The sequence below is a fragment of the Paracandidimonas soli genome (genome assembly GCF_004342005.1).
GTDB lineage: Bacteria > Pseudomonadota > Gammaproteobacteria > Burkholderiales > Burkholderiaceae_B > Paracandidimonas > Paracandidimonas soli.
Map to the genome: position 1 here is coordinate 237,619 of NZ_SMBX01000005.1, position 22,519 is coordinate 260,137.

The following is a 22,519-nucleotide window of genomic DNA, read 5'->3' on the forward strand; positions in this document are numbered from 1 at the left end:
GCATCCCTTTTCGCGCCAATAGGCCAAAAACCCTTTCAAGAGCAGCAATGAGCACACAGCCCAACACCCATTTGCCCATCCAGGAAAACCAGGCGCGCTTCCAGGAGTTGGCGCAGGACGCCTTGCGCCATGCCACTTCGCTGGGGGCGTCGGACGCCGTCGTCGACGTGTCCGAGAGCCGGGGCCTGTCGGTTACGGTGCGCAGGCAGGATATCGAGACGGTCGAGCAGACCCGCGACCGGTCGCTGGATATCACGGTGTTTGCCGGAACTTCGCGAGGTTCGGCTTCGACGTCGGATTTTACGCCCAAGGCGCTGCGCGAAACCGTGGAGGCGGCCTGGCACATTGCGCGCTATACCGCGCAGGATCCGGCGGCCGGCCTGCCGGACGAGGCCTTGCTGGCCAAGGGCGACATGTCGCCGCTCGACCTGCACCATCCCTGGAGCCTTTCCACGGAAGACGCGGCCGCGCTGGCCGTGCGCGCCGAGCGAGCGGCGGGCGTGGTCAGCCCGCTCATCACGAATACCGAAGGCGCATCCGTCGATACCTACGAGGGACATTTCGTCCTTGCCAATACGCGCGGTTTCATGGGCGGGTACCCTTACACGCGCCATGGGCTGTCGGTTTCCCCCATCGCCGCGCATGGCGACCAGATGCAGCGCGACTACTGGTATACGGCGGCGCGGGACTGGCGCTCGCTGGCCTCGCCCGAGGCCGTGGGCCAGTATGCGGCGCGCCGCACCCTGTCGCGCTTGTCGGCCAGGCGCATCCCCACCGGTCGCTTTCCCGTGCTGTTCGAGGCGCCGCTGGCGCTGGGGCTGCTGGGCGGGCTGGTGCAGGCCGTCAGCGGCGGCGCGTTGTACCGCAAGGCCAGCTTCCTGCTGGACTCCCTGGGCAAGCGCGTCATGGCCGACCATCTGGATGTCCATGAGGATCCGCACGTCGCCGGCGCCATGGGCAGCTCGCCGTTCGACAGCGAGGGCGTGCGCACGCAGGCGCGCGATGTCGTGCAGGGCGGCATATTGCAGGGATATTTCCTGTCGACCTATACCGCGCGCAAGCTGGGCATGCAGACGACGGGTAACGCGGGCGGGTCGCACAACCTGACGCTCACATCCAGGCTGACACAGCCGCAGGACGATTTTTCCGCCATGCTGCGCAAGATGGGCACGGGCCTGCTGGTAACCGAGCTGATCGGGCAGGGCGTCAACTACGTGACCGGCGGCTATTCGCGCGGCGCGTTCGGCTATTGGGTGGAGAACGGCGAGATCCAGCATGCCGTCGAGGAAATCACGATCGCCGGCAACCTGGCCGAGATGCTGACCCAGATCGTCGCCGTGGGATCGGATGTCTGCACGCGCGGTGCGAAGTCCAGCGGCTCCGTCCTGATCGAGCAGATGGCAATCGCCGGCCAATAGCCTGGGCGGATGGGTCCCCGGAGCGCTTCGCCGCCGGGGACGATGCGCGCGAACGCGGCGGTCCGCGCTCAGCGCTCGTCGTGCGAATGCACCTGCAGCGCTTCCAGGAAGCGCGACACCATATTGTAGGTGGCGATAGTCGCCGTGACCTCGACCAGCGGCTTGTCGTCGAAATGGCCGCGCACTTCCTCGAATACGTCGTCCGGCACCTGCACGTGGCAGGTCATGGCGTCGGTGTAGGCCAGCACAGCGCGTGTGCGCGCATCGAACAGATCGGACGACTCCCAGTCGGGCAGCGCATCGAGCTGCGCCTGCGTCACGCCTTCCTTGAGCGCGATGGGAGCATGCTGGTCCGCTTCGTAGGGGGCGTTGTTCAAGATGGCGACACGCATGATGACGAGTTCGCGCAGGTCGCCGGACAGGCTGCTTTTCTGGCGTATGCCGGTCAGGTGGGCCAGCCATCCCTGGGCGATGTCGGGGCTGTGCAGCAGCATCTGGTAAAGATGCAGGACGCTGCCGCGTTCTGCGACGATACGGTCCACCAGGGGCTTGGTGTCGGGCCGGGACAGGTCTGCATAGGGAAGGCGTGCCATGCTGGGTTCCTTTCTGGATGAGATTGGGCCGGTGCGGATGCAGGGAGATTCGGGCGCCCGTCGTGCTCAGCGCTGCCAGAGCGTGTCGGGGTGATCGGCGTACCGGTTCAGACAGCGGGCCAGCACGAAGCACAGGTCGGACAGCCGGTTCAGATACTGCTGCGAGGCAAGAGCGAAGTCCTCGGCCCGGCGCAGCGACACTACGGTGCGCTCAGCGCGGCGGCATGTCGTCCTGGCAAGATGGGCCAGGCTCGCGGCGCGCGTCCCTCCCGGCAGGATGAATTCCGCCAGCGTGGGCAGGCCGGCGTTGTAATGGGTCAGCCGTTCCTCCAGGCGTGCGATGTGCGCCTGAGTCAGCGCGGCGTGTCCGGGAATCGCCAGTTCGGCGCCCATGTCGAACAGGTCGTTCTGCACCTGCTTCAGCAGGCCGTCGATATCGGCGGGCAGCGGCTCCGTGCGCCACAGGCCGATGACGCTGTTCAGCTCATCGACGTCTCCCAGGGCTGCGATGCGCAGGTCATCCTTGTCGCGGCGCGAGCCGTCGGCCAGTCCGGTGGAGCCCTGGTCGCCCGTGCGCGTGGTGATGATGGAAAGTCGGGTCGCCATCGCATGCCTTATGGTAGTAAAGTAAAGAGACGGCCATGACGGGCATGGCTGGTTTCACGGGAGTGTAGCGTATGGCAATGAGTCTGGTCAGAAGGATATGTCTGTCTGTTCTGCTGGCGGCTCCCCTGGCGGCATTCGTGGCCGCGCCGGCCGCGGCGCAGGAGGCCACGGCATCCGGCGAGGTACGCCGCGTCGATGCGCAAGCCGGGAGGATCACCATCAAGCATGGCGCAATCTCCGATCTGGAGTTGCCGGCCATGACGCTGGTCTATCATGCGCAGCCGCCGCTGCTGCAGGGCTTGAGTCCGGGCGACAAGATCAAGTTCACGGCCAAGCGCGAGAACGACCGCTACGTGGTGACGAAGATCTCCAAGTAGCGCAGCGTCTTGTCTCGCCGCGGGCGCAACGATCCGCGCATCGACGCGGTCAGTCTTGCCGTTGCCGGATCAGCCGGGGGACCCAGCGTATATAAAGAAGTTCGCTCACCAGTTCCACCAGCGTTTGCATGACGATCACGGAGGCGACCAGGGGGCCGGCCTCTGGAATGGCGACGGCCACCGGCAGCACCACCAGCGAGTTGCGTGTCGCGGCGCTGAAGGCGACGGAGCGCTGTTGCTGCACAGGCAGCGCCAGCATCCTTGCGGCCGCCCATCCCGCCAGCGGCGCCAGCGCCGCATAAATCGCATAGACCAGCACGATCCGCCAGGCGAACTGTAGCGCCGCGCCTGCCTGGGGCAGGGCGATCGCGATGACGATGAACAGCACCAGCGCCGTCGCCGGAACCGGCAGCAGCGCAAGGCGCTGGAAGGCGGCGCGGGCAGGCCGGAAGCGCTTCTCGGCCGATTGGGCCAGGAAGGCCGCCAGCAGGGGAAGGGCGACGATCCAGGCGAAGGCGCGCACGACCGGCTCAGGATCCAGCGCGGCCGCGACGCCGATGCCGAAGACATAATGCAGCAACACGGGCAGCGCCAGCATCTGTGCGATCAGCAGCACGGGAGTGACCGCCAGCAGCAGGCGCGCATCCGCCTTGCCCAGGTGCGAGAATACGACGACGTAGTCGATGCAGGGCGCGAGCAGCACCAGCGCGATGGCGAAGCGTATGTGCGGATCCGCTGGCGCCATGGGCAGCAGCAGCCAGGCCAGCAGCGGGACGAAGACGAAGTTCGCCAGCAGCAGCGCGCACAGGAACCTGCCCTGCCGCAGCGCCTGGGGCAGTCTGGCCAGCGGTATTTGCAGGAATGTGGCGAACATCATGAGCGCCAGTGCGGGATTCAGGATGGCTTCCATGGATGCCGGCGCGGGCAGCAGCCACCCCGCGGGCAGGCCCGCCAGCATGCCGGCGAGATAGATCGGAATCTGGCGGCGTTCCAGAAAATTCTGCAGGGATGGGCTGTCGGTCATGAGGATGGGGGGATGGCTGGCGATGCGTGGTGGAAGATGCGCGATTTGCCTTGATTTGTCCATGCACAAAGCAACAATGTACTATTCAACTTACTGTAAGCATGGTTATATTCTCAAGGAGTGCATAGTGACGAGTTCATGGCAAGATGATTCGCAACGTTATGGGCGTATCAGCCGGGTTCTGCACTGGAGCATGGCGGCGCTGCTCATATGGCAACTCTCCATCATGATCTACAAGGTGACGCTCGATCTTTCGCCGGCCGACAGCGCCCTTGTCAGGACGCATACACCGATCGGATTCCTGCTGCTGTTACTGGCCGTGCTGCGCCTGGTCTGGGCATTCGCCAACCGCAACAGTCGTCCAGCCTACGAGCCCTCGGCGCTGGGCACCCTGGCACGCTGGGGGCATGGCGCGCTCTATCTGCTGATGATCCTGATCCCCTCGCTGGCGCTGCTGCGCGCATACGGCTCGGGACGAGGATTTGCGCCCTGGGGTATCCGGGTTTTCGAGCAGACGGGCGAGAAGATCGAATGGATGATGGCGCCGGCCAATGCCGTGCACGGCCTGCTCGGCTGGACATTGCTGGCATTGATCGTCGGCCATGTGGCGATGGCGCTGGTGCATCACTTCGTCATGCGCGATGGCACCTTGAGCAAGATGGCGGGCAAAGCCTGATTTCAGACGGGTCCCGCCTTCGGGGCGGGACCTGCGCCGATGCTTACTGCTGGGACTGCAGGTAGTTCTCCAGGCCCACCTTCTCGATCAGGCCTAGCTGCTGTTCCAGCCAGTAGGCGTGGTCTTCCTCGGTGTCGCGCAATTGCGCCAGGATGATGTCGCGCGTGACGAAATCGCTGGCTTTCTCGGCCAGCTCGATCCCCTTGCGCAAGGCGGCGCGCACTTCGTATTCCAGTTCGAGATCCTTGCGCAGCATGCCAGGTACGTCTGTGCCCGGCTCGAATGCGTTGGGACGCATGTCGGGGATGCCGTCCAGCATCAGGATGCGGCGCAGCAGGGCGTCGGCATGCTGGGTTTCTTCTTCCATTTCGTGATTGATGCGCTCGTAGAGCTTCGTGAAGCCCAGGTGCTCATAGAAGCGGGAATGGATGAAGTATTGGTCTCGCGCCGCCAGTTCGCCGCGCAGCAACTGCTTCAGGTAGTCGATGACGTCAGGATTGCCTTGCATTTGATTTGCCTGTGAAACTGAGTAAGTGTAGAAAGTATATGCCATGGACGGGCCCAGTAGCGGAAAAACGGCGGCAAGGAAGGTGACAGCGCGACGGAGGATGGCCTATAGTGTGCGGTCCCGAGGCAGGCCGGATATCGCCTGCAAGCTGGAGCCATCAATGCCGCAATCCATTGCCCGCTACATCACGAATGAACCCGCCCGCCTCATCCTGCGCCTGTGCAAGCACTGGGGGCATCGCTTCGAAGTCAGTTTTGACGATAGCCAGGGCGAAGTGTGGTTCGATCCGGTGCGCTGCCGGATGCGGGTCGTGGACGACGGCCTGGATGTCGTGCTGGAAGGCCCGGACACCGAAGGCGTCAGGCGCATGGCTCCCATCTTCGACAATCACATCCGGCGCATGAACCGCGAGCCGCTTTCCGAGCCGGCCTGGGAACACAAGGATGATTGACCACGCGCCCAAGCGCAAGCCTCGTCGTTCACGACGAGGTCAAGCGAGGCAGTGTTCATGTGGCGCCGCAGGCGCCCCCGTATTGTGGCGAGGAAGCTCCCGACTTCAGGCGGGAGTGACTCACCACGCGCTGGATGCGAATAGATGGCCGGCATGACCCGCTTCAGCGCAGCGGGCCTGTGCTCCTGGGGTTCGCCGCGCTGCGTGAACGTGGGCATGTGAGGCTCCTTTTAAGGTTAACAGGTCCTAGGTTTTGTCTGTGGGATCGGCATCCCGCCGGGGAGGCGCCGCGGCGCCCGCGCGCCGCTTCTCCCAGGCCGACAGCGCGGCACGGTATTCACGCAGTGCGTCGGCGTACAAGTCGTGCACGCAGGGATCGCACCCGCTTTCGCAGCATTCATTCGGCCCTGGAGGCTCCGGCGGTACCGGCCGAGGGCCGTCAGGCATATCGGTTTCTGCCATTGTTTCCTCGCAACATCAAAAACTTGCTTTTTCACGCTATCAATATAAAATAGGAATCGTTCTCATTATATTTTCCTATGGCGGCGCCATGCCGCCGGCAGTCGAAAGCGAATCGCGCTTCCTGGATTTCGGAGCCTTCTGTCATGCAATTCCTGTCGAGGTTGTTCCGTAGCGGACCACCGCCGCAACTGGCGCAGGCGCTGTTGCTGCAGCAGCGCGAAGGCATGCGCAGGCGCGAGATCGCCTCGCATTTCGGCGTTTCCGACGCGGCGGTCGGCAAGGGCGTCGAGCAAGCCATGCTGGGCTGCATCCGGCGCTGCCGCTACGATGATAGCCTGGTGCTGGATAAATGCTGCCCCGGAAATTGCCCCTACGCCAGGCAGCAGATCGACGACAGCCTCAGCCAGGCCAGCGCCTGGTTCGCCCGGCTGACACGGGACGATGCCAGTGAGCATGACCAGCAGCGCTGGCGCTCCTGGCTGGATCAGGCGGATATCCGGCGCAGGGCGTGGGCACGTGTCGAGATCGTCTGCATGCGCCTGCGCGCCATGAACCACGAGGACATCGCCGCGGAATTCGGCGCGGTTTTCAGCAAGCACGGCGCACAGGGGGCTTGAGTCCGGCCCGGCTCAGGCGTTTGCCGGCAGGCCGAACTCGGAATAATGATCGAAGGCCAGCAGGCGCGGGAAGCGTGCTGCCGCTTGCGCTCCGTAGCCGGGCCGGTGCAGAGCGAAGCCCACCTGGCTGCGCTGCGCGCATTCCGCATCCGCCTGCGTATCGCCAAAGAAAACGGCCTCATCGCGCGACACTCCCATTCGTTCCAGCGTCCTGAGCAGAGGGACCGCCGACGGCTTGGGCTCCTCATAAGTATCGCAGCCCGTGATGGCCTGGAAACAATCGAGGACGTCCAGCAGTGCCAGGACTTCGCGTGCCGTGTTTTCCCGCTTGTTGGTGCAGATCGCCAGCTTCTGCCCTCTGTCGGCGCATGACCGCAGGAACTCTCGCGCGCCGGGATACAGTACCGACGTGGCATGGCCGAACCGCGCGTAATGATCGTAGAACAGCGCGCGCGTGGCCTGCATGTCTTCGGGCGGCGGATGTCCCAGGTCGCGGAAGACATCGCCGATGATGGTGTCGGCAGTGCTGTGCAGGTTGGGCATGATGTAGCCCTGCGGCAGGGGCGGGAGCCCCAGGGCCGTCATTGTCATGCTCATGGCGGTCGTGATGTCTGCGGCGCTGTCGACCAGCGTGCCGTCAAGATCGAAGACGAGGGAAGCGAAACGGGAAATACTGTGTGCCTTTGACATGAGGAAGAGGGGATGCAAGGATGAGTCCGGCATTATCGCCCGGGAACGTGACAGCGGGGTTGCGGCGCGAACGATTGGCCGCCCGGTTTTCCATCCACTCCGTATTTGCCCTGATCTTTACCGGACAGGCCCGCATTTGCCTCGATCTTTGACCTTACTTTGCTATGTGGAATTTATCGTTTGCTGTTATGCTTCCCTCCGCAGATGTCTGATGCGCCCGACCGGGGCGCCTCAAGCATGTATGACGTGGGTTCTGCGCCGACCGCGCAAGCCCCCACATAATCTTCGGAGATAAAAACATGTCGATTATTCGAAAGAACTTTGCTGTACTGACGATGGCTGCAGGTATTGCGACTGCATTGGGCACGACAGCCGCGCAGGCTGCCGACTATCCCAGCCAGCCCATCCGCGTGATCGTGCCGTTTGCGCCGGGCGGCTCCACTGACATCGTGGCCCGCATCGTCACGCAGCGCATGGCGCAGGAACTGGGCCAGACCCTGGTCGTGGAAAACAAGGGCGGCGCAGGCGGGGCCATCGGTGCGGCCGAAGCAGCGCGCGCCAAGCCGGACGGCTACACCCTGTCGATCGCCACAGTATCCACCATGGCGGTCAACTCGGCCTGCCGACCCAACGATCTGCCATACGATCCGCTGAAGGATTTCGTCCCGGTCACCAACTTCGCCAACGTTCCCAACGTCATCGAAGCCAATCCCAAGTTCCCCGCCAAGAACTTCAAGGAACTGGTCCAGATATTGAAGGACAATCCGGGCAAGTACTCGCATGGCAGCTCGGGCACCTGCTCGATTCTTCACTTGTTCGGCGAAGCCTTCAAGCTGTCGACAGGCACCGATGCCATTCACGTACCGTACAAGGGCTCGGGTCCCGCAGTCACTGATGCGGTGGGCGGCCAGATCGACCTGATGTTCGACAACCTGCCTTCTTCCATGGCTCAGATCCAGGCGGGCAATCTGCGCGCGCTGGCCATCGCATGGCCCGAGCGCCTGGCTGCGCTGCCGGACGTCCCCACGCTGGCGGAAGAGGGCTATCCCGAGCTGAACCAGCCCGCATGGTACGGCCTGCTGGCTCCCAAGGGCACGCCTGACGAAATCGTGAAGAAGCTGCGCGACGCCGCCGTGGTGGCGCTGAAGGATCCCGCCGTCATCGAAACGCTGGAGAAGCAGGGCGCGGCTCCTTCGGGCAACACGCCGGAAGAGTTTGCCAAGGAAATCAAGGAGCAGTACGACTGGGCCAAGGACATCGTGGCCAAGCGCAAGATCACGCTGAACTGATCGGATGAAGCGCGGAGCCGTCGTTGGACGGTACCGCGCCTTCCTCGCGCAATCGTATTCATCGACGCCCCGGCCGGAGTCCGCCTCCGCCCGGGGCGCTGTCTTGTGCGGGGCGCGGCTCGCCCTGGCTATGCGTGTTGCTGTGCGCCGGCGCGCATCCGCTCCAGCAGTACCTGCAGTGGATGCCGCAGTGTGCGCTCCGACAGTCGCTTGACTTGGCTGCGGCAGGAATAGCCGGTGGCGAGGGCCTCGTCCTGTTCTTCCAGGGTTTCCACGTGCGCCTGCCAGGACTGGGAGTAGATGGTTCTCGAGGTTTCCAGATTGCGGGCCTCGTGGCCGTATGTGCCGGACATGCCGCAACAGCCCGTGGCCTGCACGCGCAGGCGCAGCCCGCAGCGCGCGAACACCCCTTCCCATTGCTTCGAGCTGTCCGGCGCATTGGTCTTTTCGGTGCAATGCGCAAGCAGGCGATACGAGGGAGAGTCCGCAGCCGGCTGGCTGCCTTCCGGCAATGCCTGCAGCAGCCACTCGTGCGGCATCATGACCTGGGGAACCTGGCCGGCCCCGGAGACCTTGAGATACTCCTGGCGGTAGGTCAGCGTCATGGCGGGATCCACGCCGACCAGGGGAATGCCTGCGCCGGCCAGACGGCGCAGCTGCGCCGCATTGCGGACGGCCGCCTTTTCGAAGGCGCGCATGAAGCCTTGCACGTGCAGCGGTTTGCCGTTCGGCAGCAGAGGCGCCATCCAGACCTGGAAGCCCAGGCGCGCCGCCAGCTCGATGAAGTCGGCCAGCAGCCCGGTTTCGAAGTAACGGGTAAAGCTGTCCTGCACAAGGACGATGCTGCGGGCTTTCTGCTCCGGCGACAGGCTTGCCAGGGCTTCGGCGGTGGCTGGGCGCACTCGCCATGCCTTCAGTGCGGGCGATAGGTCGGTCCGGTCTATCAGAGGGCTGTCGACCAGGCCGACGCGCGTCTGCAGCAGCTTGCGCACCCAGGGCTGATCCATGATGCCGTTGTAGAGGGCGGGCGCCTTGGCGAACCAGGGAATCGTGAACTCCAGCGAACCTATCATGTAGTCGCGCAGGGGCCGCAGATAGCGCTGGTGGTAAAGCTGCAGGAAGCGCGAGCGGAATTCCGGCACGTTGACCTTGACGGGGCATTGTCCCGCACAGGACTTGCAGGCCAGGCAGCCCGCCATGGCGTCATAGACCTCATGGGAAAAATCGGGATCCCCGCGCCGTGCGGCGCGGGAATTCTTCCAGCGCTGCCACAGCGATTTGCTGAACGGCGTGTACTGCCCGGCAGCCTGCAATACGTCCACGCCGGCCTGGCCCTGCAGGCGCAGCCACTCGCGCATCAGCGAGGCGCGCCCCTTGGGCGAGTGGATGCGCTGACGCGTCGCCTTCCAGGAAGGACACATGGCGTCGTCGGGATCGAAGTTGTAGCAGGCGCCGTTGCCGTTGCAGTGCATGGCGGCGCCGTAGCTTTGCCAGACACGCTCGTCGATCTGGCGATCATGCTCGCCGCGCGTGGGGACTTCGTCGATCCTGAGCAGCGCCGCCCGGCTGTTTTCCGGCGTGGCGATCTTGCCCGGATTGAACTGATTGTGCGGATCGAATGCGGCCTTCAACTGCTGCAGGAAGGGATACAGCTCGCCGAAGAACTTTGGCGAATATTCCGAGCGCACGCCTTTGCCGTGCTCGCCCCAGAGCAGGCCGCCGTACTTGTGCGTCAGCCCGGCCACGCCGTCGCTGATGGTGCGTATCAGGGCGGCCTGGGAGGGGTCTTTCATGTCCAGCGCGGGCCGCACGTGCAGCACGCCCGCATCCACGTGGCCGAACATGCCGTATTGCAACTGGTGGGAGTCGAGCAATGCGCGGAACTCGGCGATGAAGTCCGCCAAGTGCTCGGGCGGAACGGCGGTGTCTTCGACGAACGGCAGCGGGCGGGCCTCGCCTTCCACATTGCCCAGCAGGCCGACGGCGCGCTTGCGCATGTTGTATACGTTCTTGACCGCTGCCGAGCCCATGGCCAGCGTGTGGCCCAGGCGTTCCACCGTCGTATCCCGCTGCAAATGCTCGATGAAGCCGGCGACCTTGGCGTCGACCTCGTCCTTGTCGTCGCCGCTGAACTCGACCAGGTTGATGCCCAGTGTCTGGCGCGACGGGTCGCTGGGAAAGTATTCCGATACGCTGCTCCAGACAAAGTCGTTCATGGCCAGCAGCAGCACCCTGGAGTCCACGGTCTCGATCGACAGCGGCTGATGCGCGACCAGCGCGCGCGCGTCGCGCAGCGCGTCCATGAAGGCCGCATAGCGCACGTTGACGAGCACCGAGTACTTCGGGATGGGCAGCACGTTGAGCCTGGCTTCGGCGACGAAGCCCAGCGAGCCTTCGGAGCCGCACAGCACGCTGTTCAGGTTGAAGCGGCCATCGGGTTCGCGCAGATGGGCGAGGTCGTAGCCCGTCAGGCAGCGGTTCAGCTTGGGAAACTTGGCGTCGATCAGGGCGGCCTGTTCGTCGATGATGCGCCGCGCCGTACGATGAACCTTGCCGATGCGGTCCTGGCGGGCACAGGCCTGTTCCAGCTCGTCTTCCGTCAGAGTACGAGATTGCAGGCGTTCGCCGCCTGGCAGGATGAAATCCAGCTCCAGCACGTGGTCGCGGGTCTTGCCATAGGTACAGCTGCCCTGGCCGCTGGCGTCGGTATTGATCATGCCGCCGATCGTGGCGCGATTGGATGTGGACAGCTCGGGCGCGAAGAACAGGCCGTGCGGTTTCAGCGCGGCGTTGAGCTGGTCCTTGACCACGCCCGCCTGCACGCGCACCCAGCGTTCTTCGGCATTGATTTCCAGGATGCGGTTCATGTGCCGCGAGAGATCCACGGAGATGCCGTCGGTCAGCGATTGCCCGTTGGTGCCGGTGCCGCCGCCGCGCGGCGCCAGCACGACGTCGCGGTATTCGGCTCGGGACAACAGGGCCGCCAGTATCTGGAGGTCCTCGGCGTGCGTGGGGTATACGACGGCCTGGGGCTGGCGTTGGTAGATGGAGTTGTCGGTGGCGATGACGGTGCGGTTGGCGTGATCCGTACAGACTTCGCCCTTGAAGCCCGCGGCCTTCGCGGCATCGAGAAATGCGCGGTATGACTGCGCCAGGGGGCTGGCGGCATCCGGAAGAGGGACGATCTGCGTGGGTTTACGATGGCTCATGAGTCAGGACTTCGCTGCCGAATCTTGTGTTTCCTGCATGATTTGTGTTGCAGGCATGGATTGGCTCAAGTATCTTCCAGTAAGCGCTGATTGACAAACGGAATTTTCTACCGGGAATGTTGCATAAAACTCATGAATTATAGGCGTTTGACTCCTTCCATGTCCCTGCTGCTGATTTTCGAGTCGGCCGCCCGGCACGAGAGCTATGCCCGTGCGGCGGACGAGCTGTCGCTGAGCCAGAGCGCCATCAGCCGCCAGGTCCAGACGCTGGAGACACAACTGGGAATCCGTCTGTTCAGCAGGGAAGGGCGTTCGGTCAGGCTGACCGATGCGGGGAGGCGTTACTTCGACGATCTGAGCGATGCGCTCGGCATGATCCGCAGCGCGACGCTGCAGGCCATGTCGCATCAGTCCGGCATCGGCGCGCTGCGGCTGGCCATTCTCCCGACGTTCGGGGCCAAGTGGCTGTTGCCGCGCCTGAATGATTTCTATGCGGCGTACCCGGGCGTGACGATACATATCCATTCCCGTATCGGCGACATCGATTTCAATGCCGGCGATATCGATGCCGCCATTACGGTGGGGTTCGGCGAGTGGCCGGGCCTGGTCGCGCACCGCCTGCACCACGAGTCGCTGGTCGCCGTCGTGCGCAGGGAGGCGGTTCGCGACGGGCATGCGCCGACACTGGAGTGGATGCAGGAGCAGCCCTTGCTGACGGTCGCCAGCAATCCGCAGGCCTGGGCGCAGTGGTTTTCGCATCACCGGCTGGATCACAGGCAAATGCGGATAGGACCCAGTTTCGAGCTGACATCGCATCTGATCCTGGCGGTCAGGGCGGGCATCGGCGTCGGGCTGGTGCCCAGGATGCTGGTGGAGGATGAGCTGCTGCGGGGCGAGCTGGCGGCGGCAGGCGAGACGATTGCCAGTCAGCGAAGCTACTGCCTGGTGTACCCGCCCAGGAACGAGACCTTGCCTTCGCTGGCGGCCTTCAGGGGGTGGCTGCTGGGAAAGTGACGCGTAGCCGACGGCGCCGGGCTGCCGGCCATGCTGTTGATCTGCTCATGCCCGGAGCCGGATCAGTCCAATTGCAGGTTGAGCGTCTTCAGGACTTTCCCCCATTTCCCCGATTCCTCCTCCACGTACGCCGCGAGTTCCTCCGGAGTGCTCACGGCTGGCTCGGCGCCCATGGCCAGCAGGCGCTGGCGAATGTCTTCCTGCCGCAGAATATGCGAAATCCTTTCGTTCAACTGGCGGATGATGGGTTCTGGAGTTCCGGCCGGGGCGAACATGCCGTACCAGGCGCTGGCGGCATATCCGGGCACGCCGGACTCGGCGATCGTGGGAACGTCGGGCAAGGCCTGGGAGCGTTCGGGGTTGGCCACCGCGATGGCCCGTAGCTTGCCCTCCTTGACATAGGGAAGGGCGGTGGCCATGTCGAAAGTGAAGGCGATGCGGCCCGCCAGCAGATCGGGAATGGCGGGGGCGAGTCCCTTGTACGGAACGTGCTGGATGTCGACGCCGGCCATGGACTTGAGCAATTCTCCGGCCAGATGCTGCGAGGCGCCCATGCCGCCGGAACCATAGCTCAATTCCCCCGGATGCTGCTTGGCGTAATCGATCAGTTCCTGGGTCGAGTGGATGGGCAGGTCCGGATTCATGACGAGCAGCAGCGTACCTGTGGCGGCGAGCGTGATCGGCGCGAAGTCCTTTTTCGGATCGTAAGGCATGTTCCGGTAGAGGAACGGGTTGCTGGCGTTGGTGCCGATGGAGCCCATCAGCAGCGTGTAGCCGTCGGGCTTGCTGCGAGCGACGTCGGCGGCGCCGATGTTGCCGCCCGCGCCGGTCTTGTTCTCGACGATGACTTGCCAGCCGGCATCCTGCGACAGGCGATCGGCGATCAGCCGCGCCAGGATGTCGGTCAGGCCGCCGGCGCCGAAGGGCACCACGATGCGGATGGGGCGCTCCGGGTATTCTGCGGCTTGCGCCGGACTGCCGAAGGCGGCCATGCCGGGCAGGAGAGCGAACAGGAATGCCGACAGCCCGAAAATGCGTGTCAATGCGCTGGGCCTGGATTGTGCTTTGATCATGGCTTGACCCTCTCTGTGGTTTGATGATGTGATGCGTGGACCGCGGTCCGTCCCGAAGGTTGCTGGTTCCGGGGAGCTTCGCAGCCTGTCTCCCTTGGTTCAATGCGTGCCTTCGAGGATGGCGCCGTCGCTGGCCAGCGCCTGGCGCAGCTGTGCGATATCCATGGCGCGAAAGCCGGTCTCCGCGGACCGTCCCTGTTCCGCGAGCAGAAGCGAAGCGGCGGTGGCCGCTGCCTGGCCCATCGCCATGCATGGGCCCATGACGCGCACCGAACCGTGCGCCGGACGGTCGGCGGACAGGCAGCGTCCGGCAACGGCCAGGTTGTCGAGTCCCTTCGGCAGCAGGCAGCCCCAGGGGATGTCGTAGGAGCCTCCGCCCTCCACCGGGATGCGCAATTGTCCGATGCCGTCCTGATGGATGTCGACGTGGTGGCTGCCTTTGCCGATGCCGTCCCGCCGTTTTCGCGCCGACAGCACGTCCTCCTGTGAAAGCGTCTCGTCGCAGGCGATGCGCCGTGTCTCCCGTATGCCGATACGCTGGGCCAGCCCCGACAGTACGGCATGTTCGAACCCGGGTACCCGCTTGCGCATGAAGTTCGTGCAGATTTCTATCTGCTTGCTCAGCGGTTCGAGCACGGTGCTCAGTTCGCTGGTGCGCGTGGCGTCGATATTCGCCACGCGGGTGGTGTTCAGGCATACCTCCCGCTTTTCCGTCGATGTGGGCTGGATCATGATCAGTGCCGTGGGATAGAGCTCGCCCGCTTCGATCGCGCGTGCCAGCAGGGGCCCGTCACCCTTGAGGAAAACGGTTGGATGGCCCTGCTTTTTCACTTCCTGGGCGATTTCCTGGTCGCTGCGCCCGCCGCGGATGGCATCGCTTTCGCCCAGCGCGAAATGCTCCGGCTCGCGGGCGAGAAAATCCAGGAGATCGCCGGTATTCACATTGGCCAGGCGGAACATCAGGGACAGCGGCTGGTACTGGCCGTTTTCGCCGCTTAGGTACGATGCCCCGGCCATGGCGGCGATGTCGCCGTCCCCGGAGGCGTCGATGAACAGCGGGGCCGTGATGCGCGTGCGGCCCTGCTTGTTCAGGATATGCACCGCTTTCACGCGGCCGTGCTCGTGTTCGACGTCATAGGCGAACGTGTGGAGCAGCAGTTTCACGCCATGGCGAGCCAGCAGATTGGCCACCGCCAGTTTCATGATCTCCGGGTCATAGCATACGTAATGGATCAGGCGCCAATCGTTCAGCGCGCCGATGTACCCCCCCAGCCGCTTGCATTCGTCCAGCAGTTCGGTGGCGAAGCCGCCCACGACCCATTCTCCGCAACCATTGAGCGCGCCGTCGATCGCCATCCCGGTCAGCAATTCTCCGCCGGGCATGGAGCCTGATTCGACCAGGGTCACATCCAGCCCGCGGCGCGCGGCTGTGACTGCGGCCGCGACGCCGGCAGCGCCGGCGCCTATCACGAGGACTTCCGTATCCCATGCTTGCATCTGATCTGTTCTCATCTCTTGCCCTTCTGTTTGCATAATGAAATCATGACCTTCATATTCTTGGCATAGCCAGGTTCATTATGGATTTATCCTTGAAAAATAAGGTCATTGCCACAGATCAATTGTTCATATAATGGAAAAATGGATAACGGCACCCAAGTCATACAGCGTGTATTCACGCTGGTCCGGGCTATTTCGATCCGCTCTCATTCGGGGTGGCGCCTGTCGGAGCTGGCGTCTTACTGCGGCCTGAACCATTCCACCACGCACCGCCTGCTGGCCGGCCTGGTACGGGAAGGCATGGTCATGCAGGATCCGGATACCCGCCGCTATCGGCTGGGCAGGCTGGCGTTCGAACTGGGGCTGGCGGTGCGCAAGGAGTTCGACTGGGAAACCCTGTGCACGCCCATCCTCGAGCAGGTGGCGGAAATCACCGGCGATACGGCGTTCTTCAATTTGCGCAGCGGGCACGAATCGATCTGCATCGCACGCTGCGAAGGCGCGTATCCGTTGAAGGCCTTGACTGTCGAAGTGGGCGCCAGGCGTCCGCTATGCGTTTCCGCCGGTGGCGCCGCGATGCTGGCGCATATGGACGAGGCGGAGGTCGAGCGGGCGATGCGGGCCAGCGCTCCTTACCTGGAGCGTTTCGGCCCCGAAAGAATGATCGCCATCCAGCGTCTTTTGCGCGAGTCCCGCGCGCTCGGCTATGGCTATAACAGCGAACTGATCATTCCTTCGGTGTGCGCGATAGGCATTGCGATCTGCAACCAGGCCGGCGAACCGATCGCCGCCATCAGCGTCGCGACTGTAAAAAGCCGGCTGTCGGGAGCAAGGCGGCAGGAAGTCCTGGATATTCTCAGAAGGGAAACCCGGCTGGGGGATGCCATCGAAGTGCGGTGAACGATCGGGCTGCTGGCGTCCCCTGCAGGAATCGAACCTGCAATCTTCCCTTAGGAGGGGAAAGTTATATCCATTTAACTAAGGGGACAGCGCCGAAACAGGTTCCGGGCAGGGCGTAAGTCTAACAGTATCGGAGGGAGTATGGCAAAGTGAAAGCGGCCAAAGCGCGGCAGTCTTCGCCATCAGCTCCACGCACCCGATTCGCATACTCCTCCAATCGTTCGCAGGTTCGGGTCGATGGCGTAGCCTTGCGATTTGAGCCAGCCTTCATCATAGTACGAGTCCAGATAGCGGTCACCCGAATCGCAGGCAAGGAAGACAATGGACCCTGATTGGCCGGCGGCCAACATTTCGCTGGCGAGGATCAGCGTTCCGTAGAAATCGGTGCCTGTGGACGCTCCGTATCGCTTGCCGGTCAAGGCTGCGAGATGATGCATCGCCGCATAGGAGTCTGCGGTGCTCACGCGGACCATGCGGTCGATGACGTCGGGGATGAAGGAAGGTTCCACGCGGGGGCGGCCAATGCCTTCCACCTGGGATGAGCCCCGATTCGTCAGGCTTGCGTCGCGGGTGCGGTGGAAATCCAGGAATACGGAGTTCTCGGGGTCGACCACGCAAAGCTGTGTCTCATAGCCATGGTATCGGATATAGCGGCCGATTGTCGCCGAGGTGCCCCCCGTTCCCGCGCCTGTGACGATCCAGCGAGGCACGGCATGTGGTTCGTCCTGAAGCTGGTCGAAGATCGACTGCGCAATATTGTTGTTGCCGCGCCAGTCGGTCGCCCGCTCTGCATAAGTGAATTGATCCATATAGTGGCCGCCGGTTTGCGCGGCCAGCCTCCTGGCCTCCTCGTAGACCTCGTCCGAGCGGTCGACGAAGTGGCAACGCCCTCCGTGGAACTTGATCAGGTCCACCTTTGCCGCGGAAGTGCTGCGCGGCATGACGGCGATGAATGGCAGTCCGAGCATACGGGCGAAATAGGCTTCCGAAACGGCGGTGCTGCCGGACGATGCTTCGATAATGGTCGTGCCTTCGGTCACCCAGCCATTGCACAGGGCATAGAGGAACAGCGAACGCGCCAGCCTGTGCTTGAGGCTGCCGGTAGGGTGGGTGGATTCGTCCTTGATATACAGGGAAATGTCGCGGAACGCGGGAAGCTCCAGGGGGATGAGATGGGTATCCGCGGAACGGCGAAAATCGCGTTCGATTTTCTGTATGGCCGTTGTGGCCCATGAGTTTGGCTTGTCCATTTGTATTTATGCCTTGTTTTGTGAGTCACTCCCGCCTGAAGCCGGGAGCTTCCTCGCCACTATACGGGGGCGCCTGCGGCGCCATATGAACACCGCCTCGCTTGACCTCGTCTTGAACGACGAGGCTTGCGCTTTGGCGCGTGGTTATCGATCCAGCGCGGCCTGAACCGACTTGGCGTCCAGCAGATCCACCAGCGCTTGCGGCGACAGGCTGATGAGATAGCCGCGCCGGCCGCCGTTGATGTGGATCTCGGGCAGTTGCAGGAGTTCCTCCTCGATCCACACCGGCATGGTCTTGCGCGTGGCGAAAGGAGACGTGCCGCCGACGAGATAGCCTGAGTGGCGCTGGGCCGTTTCCGGCTTGCAGGGCTCCACCCGCTTGCAGCCGATCTGGCGGGCCAGGTTGCGGGTGGATACTTCTTTGTCGCCATGCATGACCACGACCAGCGGCTGGCGATTCTCGTCTTCCATGATCAGCGTCTTGGCCACGGCATGCAGGTCCAGGCCGAGCTGACGCGCGGCTTCCATGGCGCCGCCGTGGTCGACATAGTCGTACGGATGCTCGCTGAAAGCGATGCCGTGCTGCTTCAGTAGTTTGGTTGCCGGGGTTTCCGAGACGTGTTTTGCCTTGGCCATGACGGGTTCTGTGGTGCGATCAAGCGCGTGGATGATGAGTGGCGTGCAGTTGTTTCAACCGCTCGCGGGCCACGTGAGTATAGATCTGGGTGGTGGAAATGTCCGCATGGCCTAGCAGCATCTGCACCACGCGCAGGTCCGCGCCGTGGTTGAGCAGGTGGGTAGCGAAGGCGTGCCGCAGCACGTGCGGGGACAGGGGAGTATGGATGCCGGCTGCGAGGGCGTATTTGCGGATGATCAGCCAGAAGGACTGGCGCGTCATTGCGCTGGCGCGGCTCGTGACGAACAATGCGTCGCAGCGCCTGGCGCCCAGCAGTCCGGGCCGGGATTCCTCCAGGTAGTGTTCGATCCAGTGCAGCGCCTCTCCGCCCAGCGGAACCAGGCGATCCTTTCCGCCCTTTCCCATGACGACCCTGGCGACGCCTTCGGTTAGGCTGACGTCGGCCATGCCGAGGCCCGTCAGTTCGCTGACGCGCAGCCCCGTGGCGTATAGGGTTTCGATCATGGCCCGGTCGCGCAGGCCCAGGGTGGAGGATGTGTCGGGCGCCTGCAGCAGGGCCTCGACCTGTCCTTCCGACAGTGTCTTCGGGAATCGCGCGGCCTGCTTGACGGTATGCAGGGAAAGGCAGGGGTCCGCATGGATGTGTCCCTGCCGCAGCGCCCACAGGTAGTAGCGTTTCAGCGCGGCCAGGCGACGGTTGGCCGTGGATGCTTTTGTGCGCTTGTGCTCGTCGGCCAGCCATGACTGGATGTCGGCGGTTTGGACGTCGTTCAGCTGTTTGCCGCCGTGCGCCGTCAGCCATTCCGCAAATGCGCTCAGATCGCGCCGGTAGGCCTGCAGGGTGTTGGCGGCCAGCCCGTCTTCCAGCCAGAGCGCATCGAGGAATGGCTGCAATGCGTGCTTGGCGGGGGCAGGGGAGGAGGGCATGCGTATACGTAGTGCGAGTGAGGCTCTGGGCATCTTAGCGCATGTACCGGTCTGTATCCAGGCACCGGCTAAAGTGCCGGCCGGAACACTATCGCCGGTTTCTTGATATGCTTCATTGACTATCGTTATGTATGTATATATATTTTGAGTCTGTTCGATCGATGCCGCATCGCTTTCAATGGTCGTCCCGTCGATGTTCGCAGACATGCCGCCTGCCGTGTCCGAGGGATGGCGCTTACAAGGCCCGGTTTTGGGCAAAGGAAAAATCATGAATTTCAAACGTCTTGCACTGTCCACGGTTTTCAGCTTCGCCGCGCTGACCGCGGCGCATGCCGCCGAAGTGACTGTCGGCGCAGCCGCCAGCCTGACCAATGCCTTCAAGGCCGTGGCCGAGCAGTATGAGTCCGAGAACCCTGATGTCAAGGTCAACCTGACCTTTGGCGCTTCCGACGTTGTGCTGCAGCAAATCCTGAACGGCGCGCCCATCGATATCTTCGCCTCCGCCGACCAGAAGTCCATGGACAAGGCCGCGGAAGGCAAGGCCATCGATCCCGCCACGCGCACCGACTTCGTCCGCAACGAAGTGGTTCTCATCACTCCCAAGGATGCCAGTGTCGAAATCAAATCGCTGGCCGACCTGAAGAACGAAAAGGTCACCCGAATCACCATCGGCAATCCGGAAACCGTTCCGGTCGGCCGCTACACCAAGGCCAGTCTCGAAAAATCCGGCGATTGGGCTGCGGTAGAGTCCAAGCTGCTGATGGCGCAAAACGTGCGCCAGGCCCTGGATTATGTCGTGCGCGGCGAAGTCGATGCCGGCTTCGTGTTCGGTACCGACGCCGCCGTGGCCGCAGACAAGGTCAACAAGGTACTCAGCGTGGAAACACCCGAGCCCGTGCTGTATCCCATTTCGCTGACCACGCGCGACAAGCGCAGCGAAAAAGCGCAGGAATTCAAGGACTACGTCCTGTCCGGCAAGGGCCAGGAGATCCTGGCGCGCTTCGGCTTTCAGAAGCCCTGAGATTTCTCACACCTCATAAAAACGGAAGCTTCGCATGTCTGGTGTAGCAACACCCCTGCTACTCTCGTTGAAGGTGGCCCTCTGGGCCACTTTCTTTGCCACGGTATTTGGAGTGGCAATCGGCTATTGGCTATCGCGCAAGCAATCGACCTGGTTCGACCTGATCGATTCCATCCTGACCTTGCCCATGGTGCTGCCGCCCACGGTCATCGGCTATTACCTGCTGGTGCTGCTGGGGCGGCGCGGCTGGCTGGGGCCGTTCCTGGCCGACTTCGGCATCGAGCTCGTGTTTACCTGGCAGGGGGCGGTCGTGGCGGCTTCCGTGGTGGCCTTCCCCTTGGTACTCAAGTCGGCGCGCGCGGCATTCCAGACTGTGGACGGGCAATACCAGGATGCCGGCCGGGTCATGGGCGTCAGCGAAGTCGCCCTGTTTTTCCGCGTTACTCTGCCGCTGGCTTCGCGTGGCATCCTGGCTGGCGTGCTGCTGGCATTCGCCCGTGCTTTGGGCGAATTCGGCGCAACCCTGATGATCGCGGGCAGCATTCCGGGCAAGACGCAAACGCTTTCCATCGCCATTTACGAGGCGGTGCAGGCGGGCAACGATGCCATGGCCAGCCTGTTGGTCACCATCACTTCGGTCACCTGCGTGATCGTGCTCTGGGTGTCCAGCTACTTGCTGCAGGCTGGCGCAAGAAAGCAGAAAAGCGGAGGACGGTCGGCATGAGTATCGACGTTTCCATCAAACTCCTGCTGTCTTCCGGCGGCAGGCAATTCAACCTGGACATGGCGTTTGCATCGCAAGCGCGGCGCATCGCGCTGTTCGGACCGTCTGGCGCAGGCAAGACACTGACCCTGAAATCGATCGCGGGGCTGCTTCGTCCCGATTCCGGCCATGTCAAGGTCGGCGAGCGGGTGCTGTTCGACTCGAGCCAGGGCATTTGCCTGAAGCCGCAGCAGCGCCGGCTGGCTTACCTGTTCCAGGAATATGCCTTGTTCCCGCACCTGACCGTGGGCCAGAATATCGGCTTCGGATTGAGCACGGGGATATGTAATCCGGGCAAGAGGTCCGGCCTGCCGGACGAGGCCATGTACTGGGTGCGTACTTTCGAACTGGAGCCGCTGCTGGGAAATTACCCAGACCAGCTTTCCGGAGGACAGCGCCAGCGCGTCGCGCTCGCGCGCGCCCTGGCAACCAGGCCGGACATCCTGCTGCTCGACGAGCCATTCTCTGCCTTGCAGGAAAGCTTGCGGCGCAAGCTACGCGAAGAGCTGGCAGAGCTTCAGGCCAGGCTGACGGTGCCTACCGTACTCATTACGCACGATCCCCAGGATGTGCGCCTGCTGGCCGACACGGTTTTCGAACTGGTGGACGGCAGCGTGGTTTCGAGCTGTCCCGGCGCGACGTTCAATCCAGCACTCCCAGCATGACGTTGGATTCCTCGAACAGGGCGATGGCCTGGTCGCCTTCTTCGAGACCGAGCTTATCGAAGTCAGCGCGCGGAATCGTGCCCGTCAGGGTGCGGCCCTCATCCAGCGAGAGCTGGACTTCGGCGTAGCTGTCGTCCAGGACGATGTTCGACACGCGGCCGCTGACGCGGTTCTGGCCGGCCTTCGGTTTTTTCCTGTCGGGCAGGCCAAATGCAAGGGACGACGCCTTGATGAGCGCGATCACGCGCCGGCCTGGCTCCAGCCGGAGATTGTGGACGCTGGCCTGGGTGATCGAAGCGCGGATGCGCAGCGCGTCTCCCAGCGCCAGCGTGACGACCGAATTGACCTTGCCTTCGGCTATGGACTCCACGGCGCACGTCAGCTTGTTGCGGATGGAGACCTGGAACATCATGTGCTGTATCAGCTCCAGGTTGCGGCTGTGGCTGCTTTCGATGGCCGCTAGCTTGGCGACGAAGCGTTCGTGCTCGTGGCTCAGGGACTGGTACAACTCCAGCAGTTCCCTGGCGCGCTCCGTCAGGCGCGCTCCGCCACCGCGCTGGCCGCCTGTGGTACGCTGCACCAGGGGTTCGCCCGCAAGGTTGTTCATGGCGTCGACGGCATCCCACGCTGCCTTGTAGCTCAGGCCGACGTACTTGGCGGCTCCGGTGATGGAGCCCTGGCTGTCGATGGCGGCGAGCAGCGCCATGCGGCGCGGGTTTCCCCAGTTCTGCTGGCCGGAGCGAAACCAGATGGATCCTTCGAGTTGCAGAGAGTCGTCGGTCTCTTCTTTCTTCTTCATGCTGGATTGTCCATAATCGTGCCGCTAGCCTTGGCTTAGGTCCTGTTGACAGG

24 protein-coding genes and 1 tRNA gene are annotated in these 22,519 nt (G+C 63.4%); 11 read left to right on the plus strand and 14 right to left on the minus strand.

Going from position 1 to position 22,519, the window contains the following annotated elements; all coding sequences use genetic code 11:
• Window positions 1–47 precede the first annotated feature (47 nt).
• A complete protein-coding gene (gene pmbA / locus EV686_RS12030; RefSeq protein WP_132477180.1) occupies window positions 48–1,418 on the plus strand; it encodes a metalloprotease PmbA in 1,371 nt (456 codons plus the stop codon).
• Window positions 1,419–1,486: 68 nt separating this feature from the next.
• On the opposite strand, the gene EV686_RS12035 is transcribed toward pmbA, so the two are convergent.
• Window positions 1,487–2,011, minus strand: coding sequence for a carboxymuconolactone decarboxylase family protein (locus tag EV686_RS12035; RefSeq protein WP_132477181.1), 525 nt, complete (start codon window positions 2,009–2,011; stop codon window positions 1,487–1,489).
• A gap of 66 nt (window positions 2,012–2,077) precedes the next feature.
• Window positions 2,078–2,617, minus strand: coding sequence for a cob(I)yrinic acid a,c-diamide adenosyltransferase (locus tag EV686_RS12040; protein ID WP_132477182.1), 540 nt, complete (start codon window positions 2,615–2,617; stop codon window positions 2,078–2,080).
• A 77-nt stretch (window positions 2,618–2,694) separates the two neighbouring features.
• Between EV686_RS12040 and EV686_RS12045 the strand changes: the two genes are divergently transcribed.
• A complete protein-coding gene (locus EV686_RS12045; protein WP_132477183.1) occupies window positions 2,695–2,994 on the plus strand; it encodes a copper-binding protein in 300 nt (99 codons plus the stop codon).
• A gap of 49 nt (window positions 2,995–3,043) precedes the next feature.
• Here the strand turns inward: EV686_RS12045 and EV686_RS12050 are convergent, their stop codons facing one another.
• Window positions 3,044–4,018: an arsenic resistance protein gene (locus tag EV686_RS12050; RefSeq protein ID WP_132477184.1), complete on the minus strand. Its 975-nt coding sequence runs from the start codon at window positions 4,016–4,018 to the stop codon at window positions 3,044–3,046.
• A 127-nt stretch (window positions 4,019–4,145) separates the two neighbouring features.
• Between EV686_RS12050 and EV686_RS12055 the strand changes: the two genes are divergently transcribed.
• Window positions 4,146–4,694, plus strand: coding sequence for a cytochrome b (locus EV686_RS12055; RefSeq protein WP_207901755.1), 549 nt, complete (start codon window positions 4,146–4,148; stop codon window positions 4,692–4,694).
• 43 nt (window positions 4,695–4,737) lie between these two features.
• Here the strand turns inward: EV686_RS12055 and bfr are convergent, their stop codons facing one another.
• Entirely contained in the window at window positions 4,738–5,202 is a 465-nt protein-coding gene (gene bfr, locus EV686_RS12060; protein ID WP_132477185.1) for a bacterioferritin, read from the minus strand.
• A gap of 160 nt (window positions 5,203–5,362) precedes the next feature.
• On the opposite strand from bfr, the gene EV686_RS12065 reads away from it, so the two are divergent.
• Window positions 5,363–5,653: a DUF2218 domain-containing protein gene (locus EV686_RS12065; RefSeq protein WP_165972587.1), complete on the plus strand. Its 291-nt coding sequence runs from the start codon at window positions 5,363–5,365 to the stop codon at window positions 5,651–5,653.
• Between the two features lie 246 nt (window positions 5,654–5,899).
• On the opposite strand, the gene EV686_RS12070 is transcribed toward EV686_RS12065, so the two are convergent.
• On the minus strand, window positions 5,900–6,115 hold the full coding sequence (locus EV686_RS12070) for an oxidoreductase-like domain-containing protein (protein ID WP_132477187.1): 216 nt from the start codon (window positions 6,113–6,115) through the stop codon (window positions 5,900–5,902).
• A gap of 143 nt (window positions 6,116–6,258) precedes the next feature.
• Between EV686_RS12070 and EV686_RS12075 the strand changes: the two genes are divergently transcribed.
• The gene (locus EV686_RS12075) at window positions 6,259–6,732 is read left to right on the plus strand and encodes a DUF4880 domain-containing protein (RefSeq protein WP_165972588.1); all 474 of its coding nucleotides are present in this window, start codon (window positions 6,259–6,261) and stop codon (window positions 6,730–6,732) included.
• Between the two features lie 12 nt (window positions 6,733–6,744).
• Here EV686_RS12075 and EV686_RS12080 read toward each other — a convergent pair whose 3' ends face one another.
• A complete protein-coding gene (locus tag EV686_RS12080; protein ID WP_165972589.1) occupies window positions 6,745–7,422 on the minus strand; it encodes an HAD family hydrolase in 678 nt (225 codons plus the stop codon).
• Window positions 7,423–7,757: 335 nt separating this feature from the next.
• On the opposite strand from EV686_RS12080, the gene EV686_RS12085 reads away from it, so the two are divergent.
• A complete protein-coding gene (locus EV686_RS12085; RefSeq protein ID WP_377748312.1) occupies window positions 7,758–8,711 on the plus strand; it encodes a tripartite tricarboxylate transporter substrate binding protein BugE in 954 nt (317 codons plus the stop codon).
• 128 nt (window positions 8,712–8,839) lie between these two features.
• On the opposite strand, the gene ydiJ is transcribed toward EV686_RS12085, so the two are convergent.
• Window positions 8,840–11,920: a D-2-hydroxyglutarate dehydrogenase YdiJ gene (gene ydiJ / locus EV686_RS12090; protein WP_132477191.1), complete on the minus strand. Its 3,081-nt coding sequence runs from the start codon at window positions 11,918–11,920 to the stop codon at window positions 8,840–8,842.
• 132 nt (window positions 11,921–12,052) lie between these two features.
• Between ydiJ and EV686_RS12095 the strand changes: the two genes are divergently transcribed.
• A complete protein-coding gene (locus EV686_RS12095; protein ID WP_132477192.1) occupies window positions 12,053–12,934 on the plus strand; it encodes a LysR substrate-binding domain-containing protein in 882 nt (293 codons plus the stop codon).
• 62 nt (window positions 12,935–12,996) lie between these two features.
• Here the strand turns inward: EV686_RS12095 and EV686_RS12100 are convergent, their stop codons facing one another.
• Window positions 12,997–14,007, minus strand: a complete 1,011-nt coding sequence (locus EV686_RS12100) for a Bug family tripartite tricarboxylate transporter substrate binding protein (RefSeq protein WP_132477193.1) — start codon at window positions 14,005–14,007, stop codon at window positions 12,997–12,999.
• A gap of 99 nt (window positions 14,008–14,106) precedes the next feature.
• Window positions 14,107–15,504 carry an FAD-dependent oxidoreductase gene (locus tag EV686_RS12105; protein WP_165972590.1) on the minus strand — a complete coding sequence of 466 codons (1,398 nt, stop codon included), beginning with the start codon at window positions 15,502–15,504 and terminating at the stop codon, window positions 14,107–14,109.
• Between the two features lie 141 nt (window positions 15,505–15,645).
• On the opposite strand from EV686_RS12105, the gene EV686_RS12110 reads away from it, so the two are divergent.
• A complete protein-coding gene (locus EV686_RS12110) occupies window positions 15,646–16,404 on the plus strand; it encodes an IclR family transcriptional regulator (protein WP_132477195.1) in 759 nt (252 codons plus the stop codon).
• A gap of 13 nt (window positions 16,405–16,417) precedes the next feature.
• On the opposite strand, the gene EV686_RS12115 is transcribed toward EV686_RS12110, so the two are convergent.
• From EV686_RS12115 to xerD, 4 genes are all read right to left on the minus strand, one after another.
• Window positions 16,418–16,492 (minus strand) — tRNA-Arg (locus EV686_RS12115).
• Between the two features lie 94 nt (window positions 16,493–16,586).
• The gene (locus tag EV686_RS12120; RefSeq protein WP_132477196.1) at window positions 16,587–17,654 is read right to left on the minus strand and encodes a PLP-dependent cysteine synthase family protein; all 1,068 of its coding nucleotides are present in this window, start codon (window positions 17,652–17,654) and stop codon (window positions 16,587–16,589) included.
• Window positions 17,655–17,798: 144 nt separating this feature from the next.
• Window positions 17,799–18,290 (minus strand): Cys-tRNA(Pro) deacylase, encoded by a 492-nt coding sequence (gene ybaK, locus EV686_RS12125; RefSeq protein WP_132477197.1) that lies wholly within the window; start codon window positions 18,288–18,290, stop codon window positions 17,799–17,801.
• A gap of 19 nt (window positions 18,291–18,309) precedes the next feature.
• Window positions 18,310–19,218: a site-specific tyrosine recombinase XerD gene (gene xerD / locus EV686_RS12130; protein ID WP_132477198.1), complete on the minus strand. Its 909-nt coding sequence runs from the start codon at window positions 19,216–19,218 to the stop codon at window positions 18,310–18,312.
• A gap of 268 nt (window positions 19,219–19,486) precedes the next feature.
• On the opposite strand from xerD, the gene modA reads away from it, so the two are divergent.
• Genes modA through EV686_RS12145 form a run of 3 tightly spaced genes read left to right on the plus strand, consistent with a single transcriptional unit; the run spans window position 19,487 to window position 21,667 of the window.
• A complete protein-coding gene (gene modA / locus EV686_RS12135) occupies window positions 19,487–20,239 on the plus strand; it encodes a molybdate ABC transporter substrate-binding protein (RefSeq protein ID WP_132477199.1) in 753 nt (250 codons plus the stop codon).
• 34 nt (window positions 20,240–20,273) lie between these two features.
• Window positions 20,274–20,963, plus strand: a complete 690-nt coding sequence (modB, locus tag EV686_RS12140) for a molybdate ABC transporter permease subunit (RefSeq protein ID WP_132477200.1) — start codon at window positions 20,274–20,276, stop codon at window positions 20,961–20,963.
• The gene (locus EV686_RS12145; protein ID WP_132477201.1) at window positions 20,960–21,667 is read left to right on the plus strand and encodes an ATP-binding cassette domain-containing protein; all 708 of its coding nucleotides are present in this window, start codon (window positions 20,960–20,962) and stop codon (window positions 21,665–21,667) included. The genes modB and EV686_RS12145 overlap by 4 nt, the downstream gene beginning before the upstream one ends.
• Here EV686_RS12145 and EV686_RS12150 read toward each other — a convergent pair.
• A complete protein-coding gene (locus EV686_RS12150) occupies window positions 21,645–22,466 on the minus strand; it encodes a TOBE domain-containing protein (protein WP_132477202.1) in 822 nt (273 codons plus the stop codon). The two genes, EV686_RS12145 and EV686_RS12150, sit on opposite strands and share 23 nt — an antisense overlap.
• Window positions 22,467–22,519 lie beyond the last annotated feature (53 nt).

Excerpts from the sequence above, each read along its gene's own strand:
- EV686_RS12080 (WP_165972589.1), bottom strand. The coding sequence starts at position 7,422 with ATGTCAAAGGCACACAGTATTTCCCGTTTCGCTTCCCTCGTCTTCGAT.
- EV686_RS12100 (WP_132477193.1), bottom strand. The coding sequence starts at position 14,007 with ATGATCAAAGCACAATCCAGGCCCAGCGCATTGACACGCATTTTCGGG.
- EV686_RS12040 (WP_132477182.1), bottom strand. The coding sequence starts at position 2,617 with ATGGCGACCCGACTTTCCATCATCACCACGCGCACGGGCGACCAGGGC.
- modA (WP_132477199.1), top strand. The coding sequence starts at position 19,487 with ATGAATTTCAAACGTCTTGCACTGTCCACGGTTTTCAGCTTCGCCGCG.
- ybaK (WP_132477197.1), bottom strand. The coding sequence starts at position 18,290 with ATGGCCAAGGCAAAACACGTCTCGGAAACCCCGGCAACCAAACTACTG.
- bfr (WP_132477185.1), bottom strand. The coding sequence starts at position 5,202 with ATGCAAGGCAATCCTGACGTCATCGACTACCTGAAGCAGTTGCTGCGC.
- EV686_RS12035 (WP_132477181.1), bottom strand. The coding sequence starts at position 2,011 with ATGGCACGCCTTCCCTATGCAGACCTGTCCCGGCCCGACACCAAGCCC.
- EV686_RS12110 (WP_132477195.1), top strand. The coding sequence starts at position 15,646 with ATGGATAACGGCACCCAAGTCATACAGCGTGTATTCACGCTGGTCCGG.
- modB (WP_132477200.1), top strand. The coding sequence starts at position 20,274 with ATGTCTGGTGTAGCAACACCCCTGCTACTCTCGTTGAAGGTGGCCCTC.
- EV686_RS12085 (WP_377748312.1), top strand. The coding sequence starts at position 7,758 with ATGGCTGCAGGTATTGCGACTGCATTGGGCACGACAGCCGCGCAGGCT.
- EV686_RS12145 (WP_132477201.1), top strand. The coding sequence starts at position 20,960 with ATGAGTATCGACGTTTCCATCAAACTCCTGCTGTCTTCCGGCGGCAGG.
- EV686_RS12075 (WP_165972588.1), top strand. The coding sequence starts at position 6,259 with ATGCAATTCCTGTCGAGGTTGTTCCGTAGCGGACCACCGCCGCAACTG.
- EV686_RS12065 (WP_165972587.1), top strand. The coding sequence starts at position 5,363 with ATGCCGCAATCCATTGCCCGCTACATCACGAATGAACCCGCCCGCCTC.
- EV686_RS12120 (WP_132477196.1), bottom strand. The coding sequence starts at position 17,654 with ATGGACAAGCCAAACTCATGGGCCACAACGGCCATACAGAAAATCGAA.
- ydiJ (WP_132477191.1), bottom strand. The coding sequence starts at position 11,920 with ATGAGCCATCGTAAACCCACGCAGATCGTCCCTCTTCCGGATGCCGCC.
- xerD (WP_132477198.1), bottom strand. The coding sequence starts at position 19,218 with ATGCCCTCCTCCCCTGCCCCCGCCAAGCACGCATTGCAGCCATTCCTC.
- EV686_RS12070 (WP_132477187.1), bottom strand. The coding sequence starts at position 6,115 with ATGGCAGAAACCGATATGCCTGACGGCCCTCGGCCGGTACCGCCGGAG.
- EV686_RS12150 (WP_132477202.1), bottom strand. The coding sequence starts at position 22,466 with ATGAAGAAGAAAGAAGAGACCGACGACTCTCTGCAACTCGAAGGATCC.
- EV686_RS12050 (WP_132477184.1), bottom strand. The coding sequence starts at position 4,018 with ATGACCGACAGCCCATCCCTGCAGAATTTTCTGGAACGCCGCCAGATT.
- EV686_RS12105 (WP_165972590.1), bottom strand. The coding sequence starts at position 15,504 with ATGCAAGCATGGGATACGGAAGTCCTCGTGATAGGCGCCGGCGCTGCC.
- EV686_RS12045 (WP_132477183.1), top strand. The coding sequence starts at position 2,695 with ATGAGTCTGGTCAGAAGGATATGTCTGTCTGTTCTGCTGGCGGCTCCC.
- EV686_RS12095 (WP_132477192.1), top strand. The coding sequence starts at position 12,053 with ATGAATTATAGGCGTTTGACTCCTTCCATGTCCCTGCTGCTGATTTTC.
- pmbA (WP_132477180.1), top strand. The coding sequence starts at position 48 with ATGAGCACACAGCCCAACACCCATTTGCCCATCCAGGAAAACCAGGCG.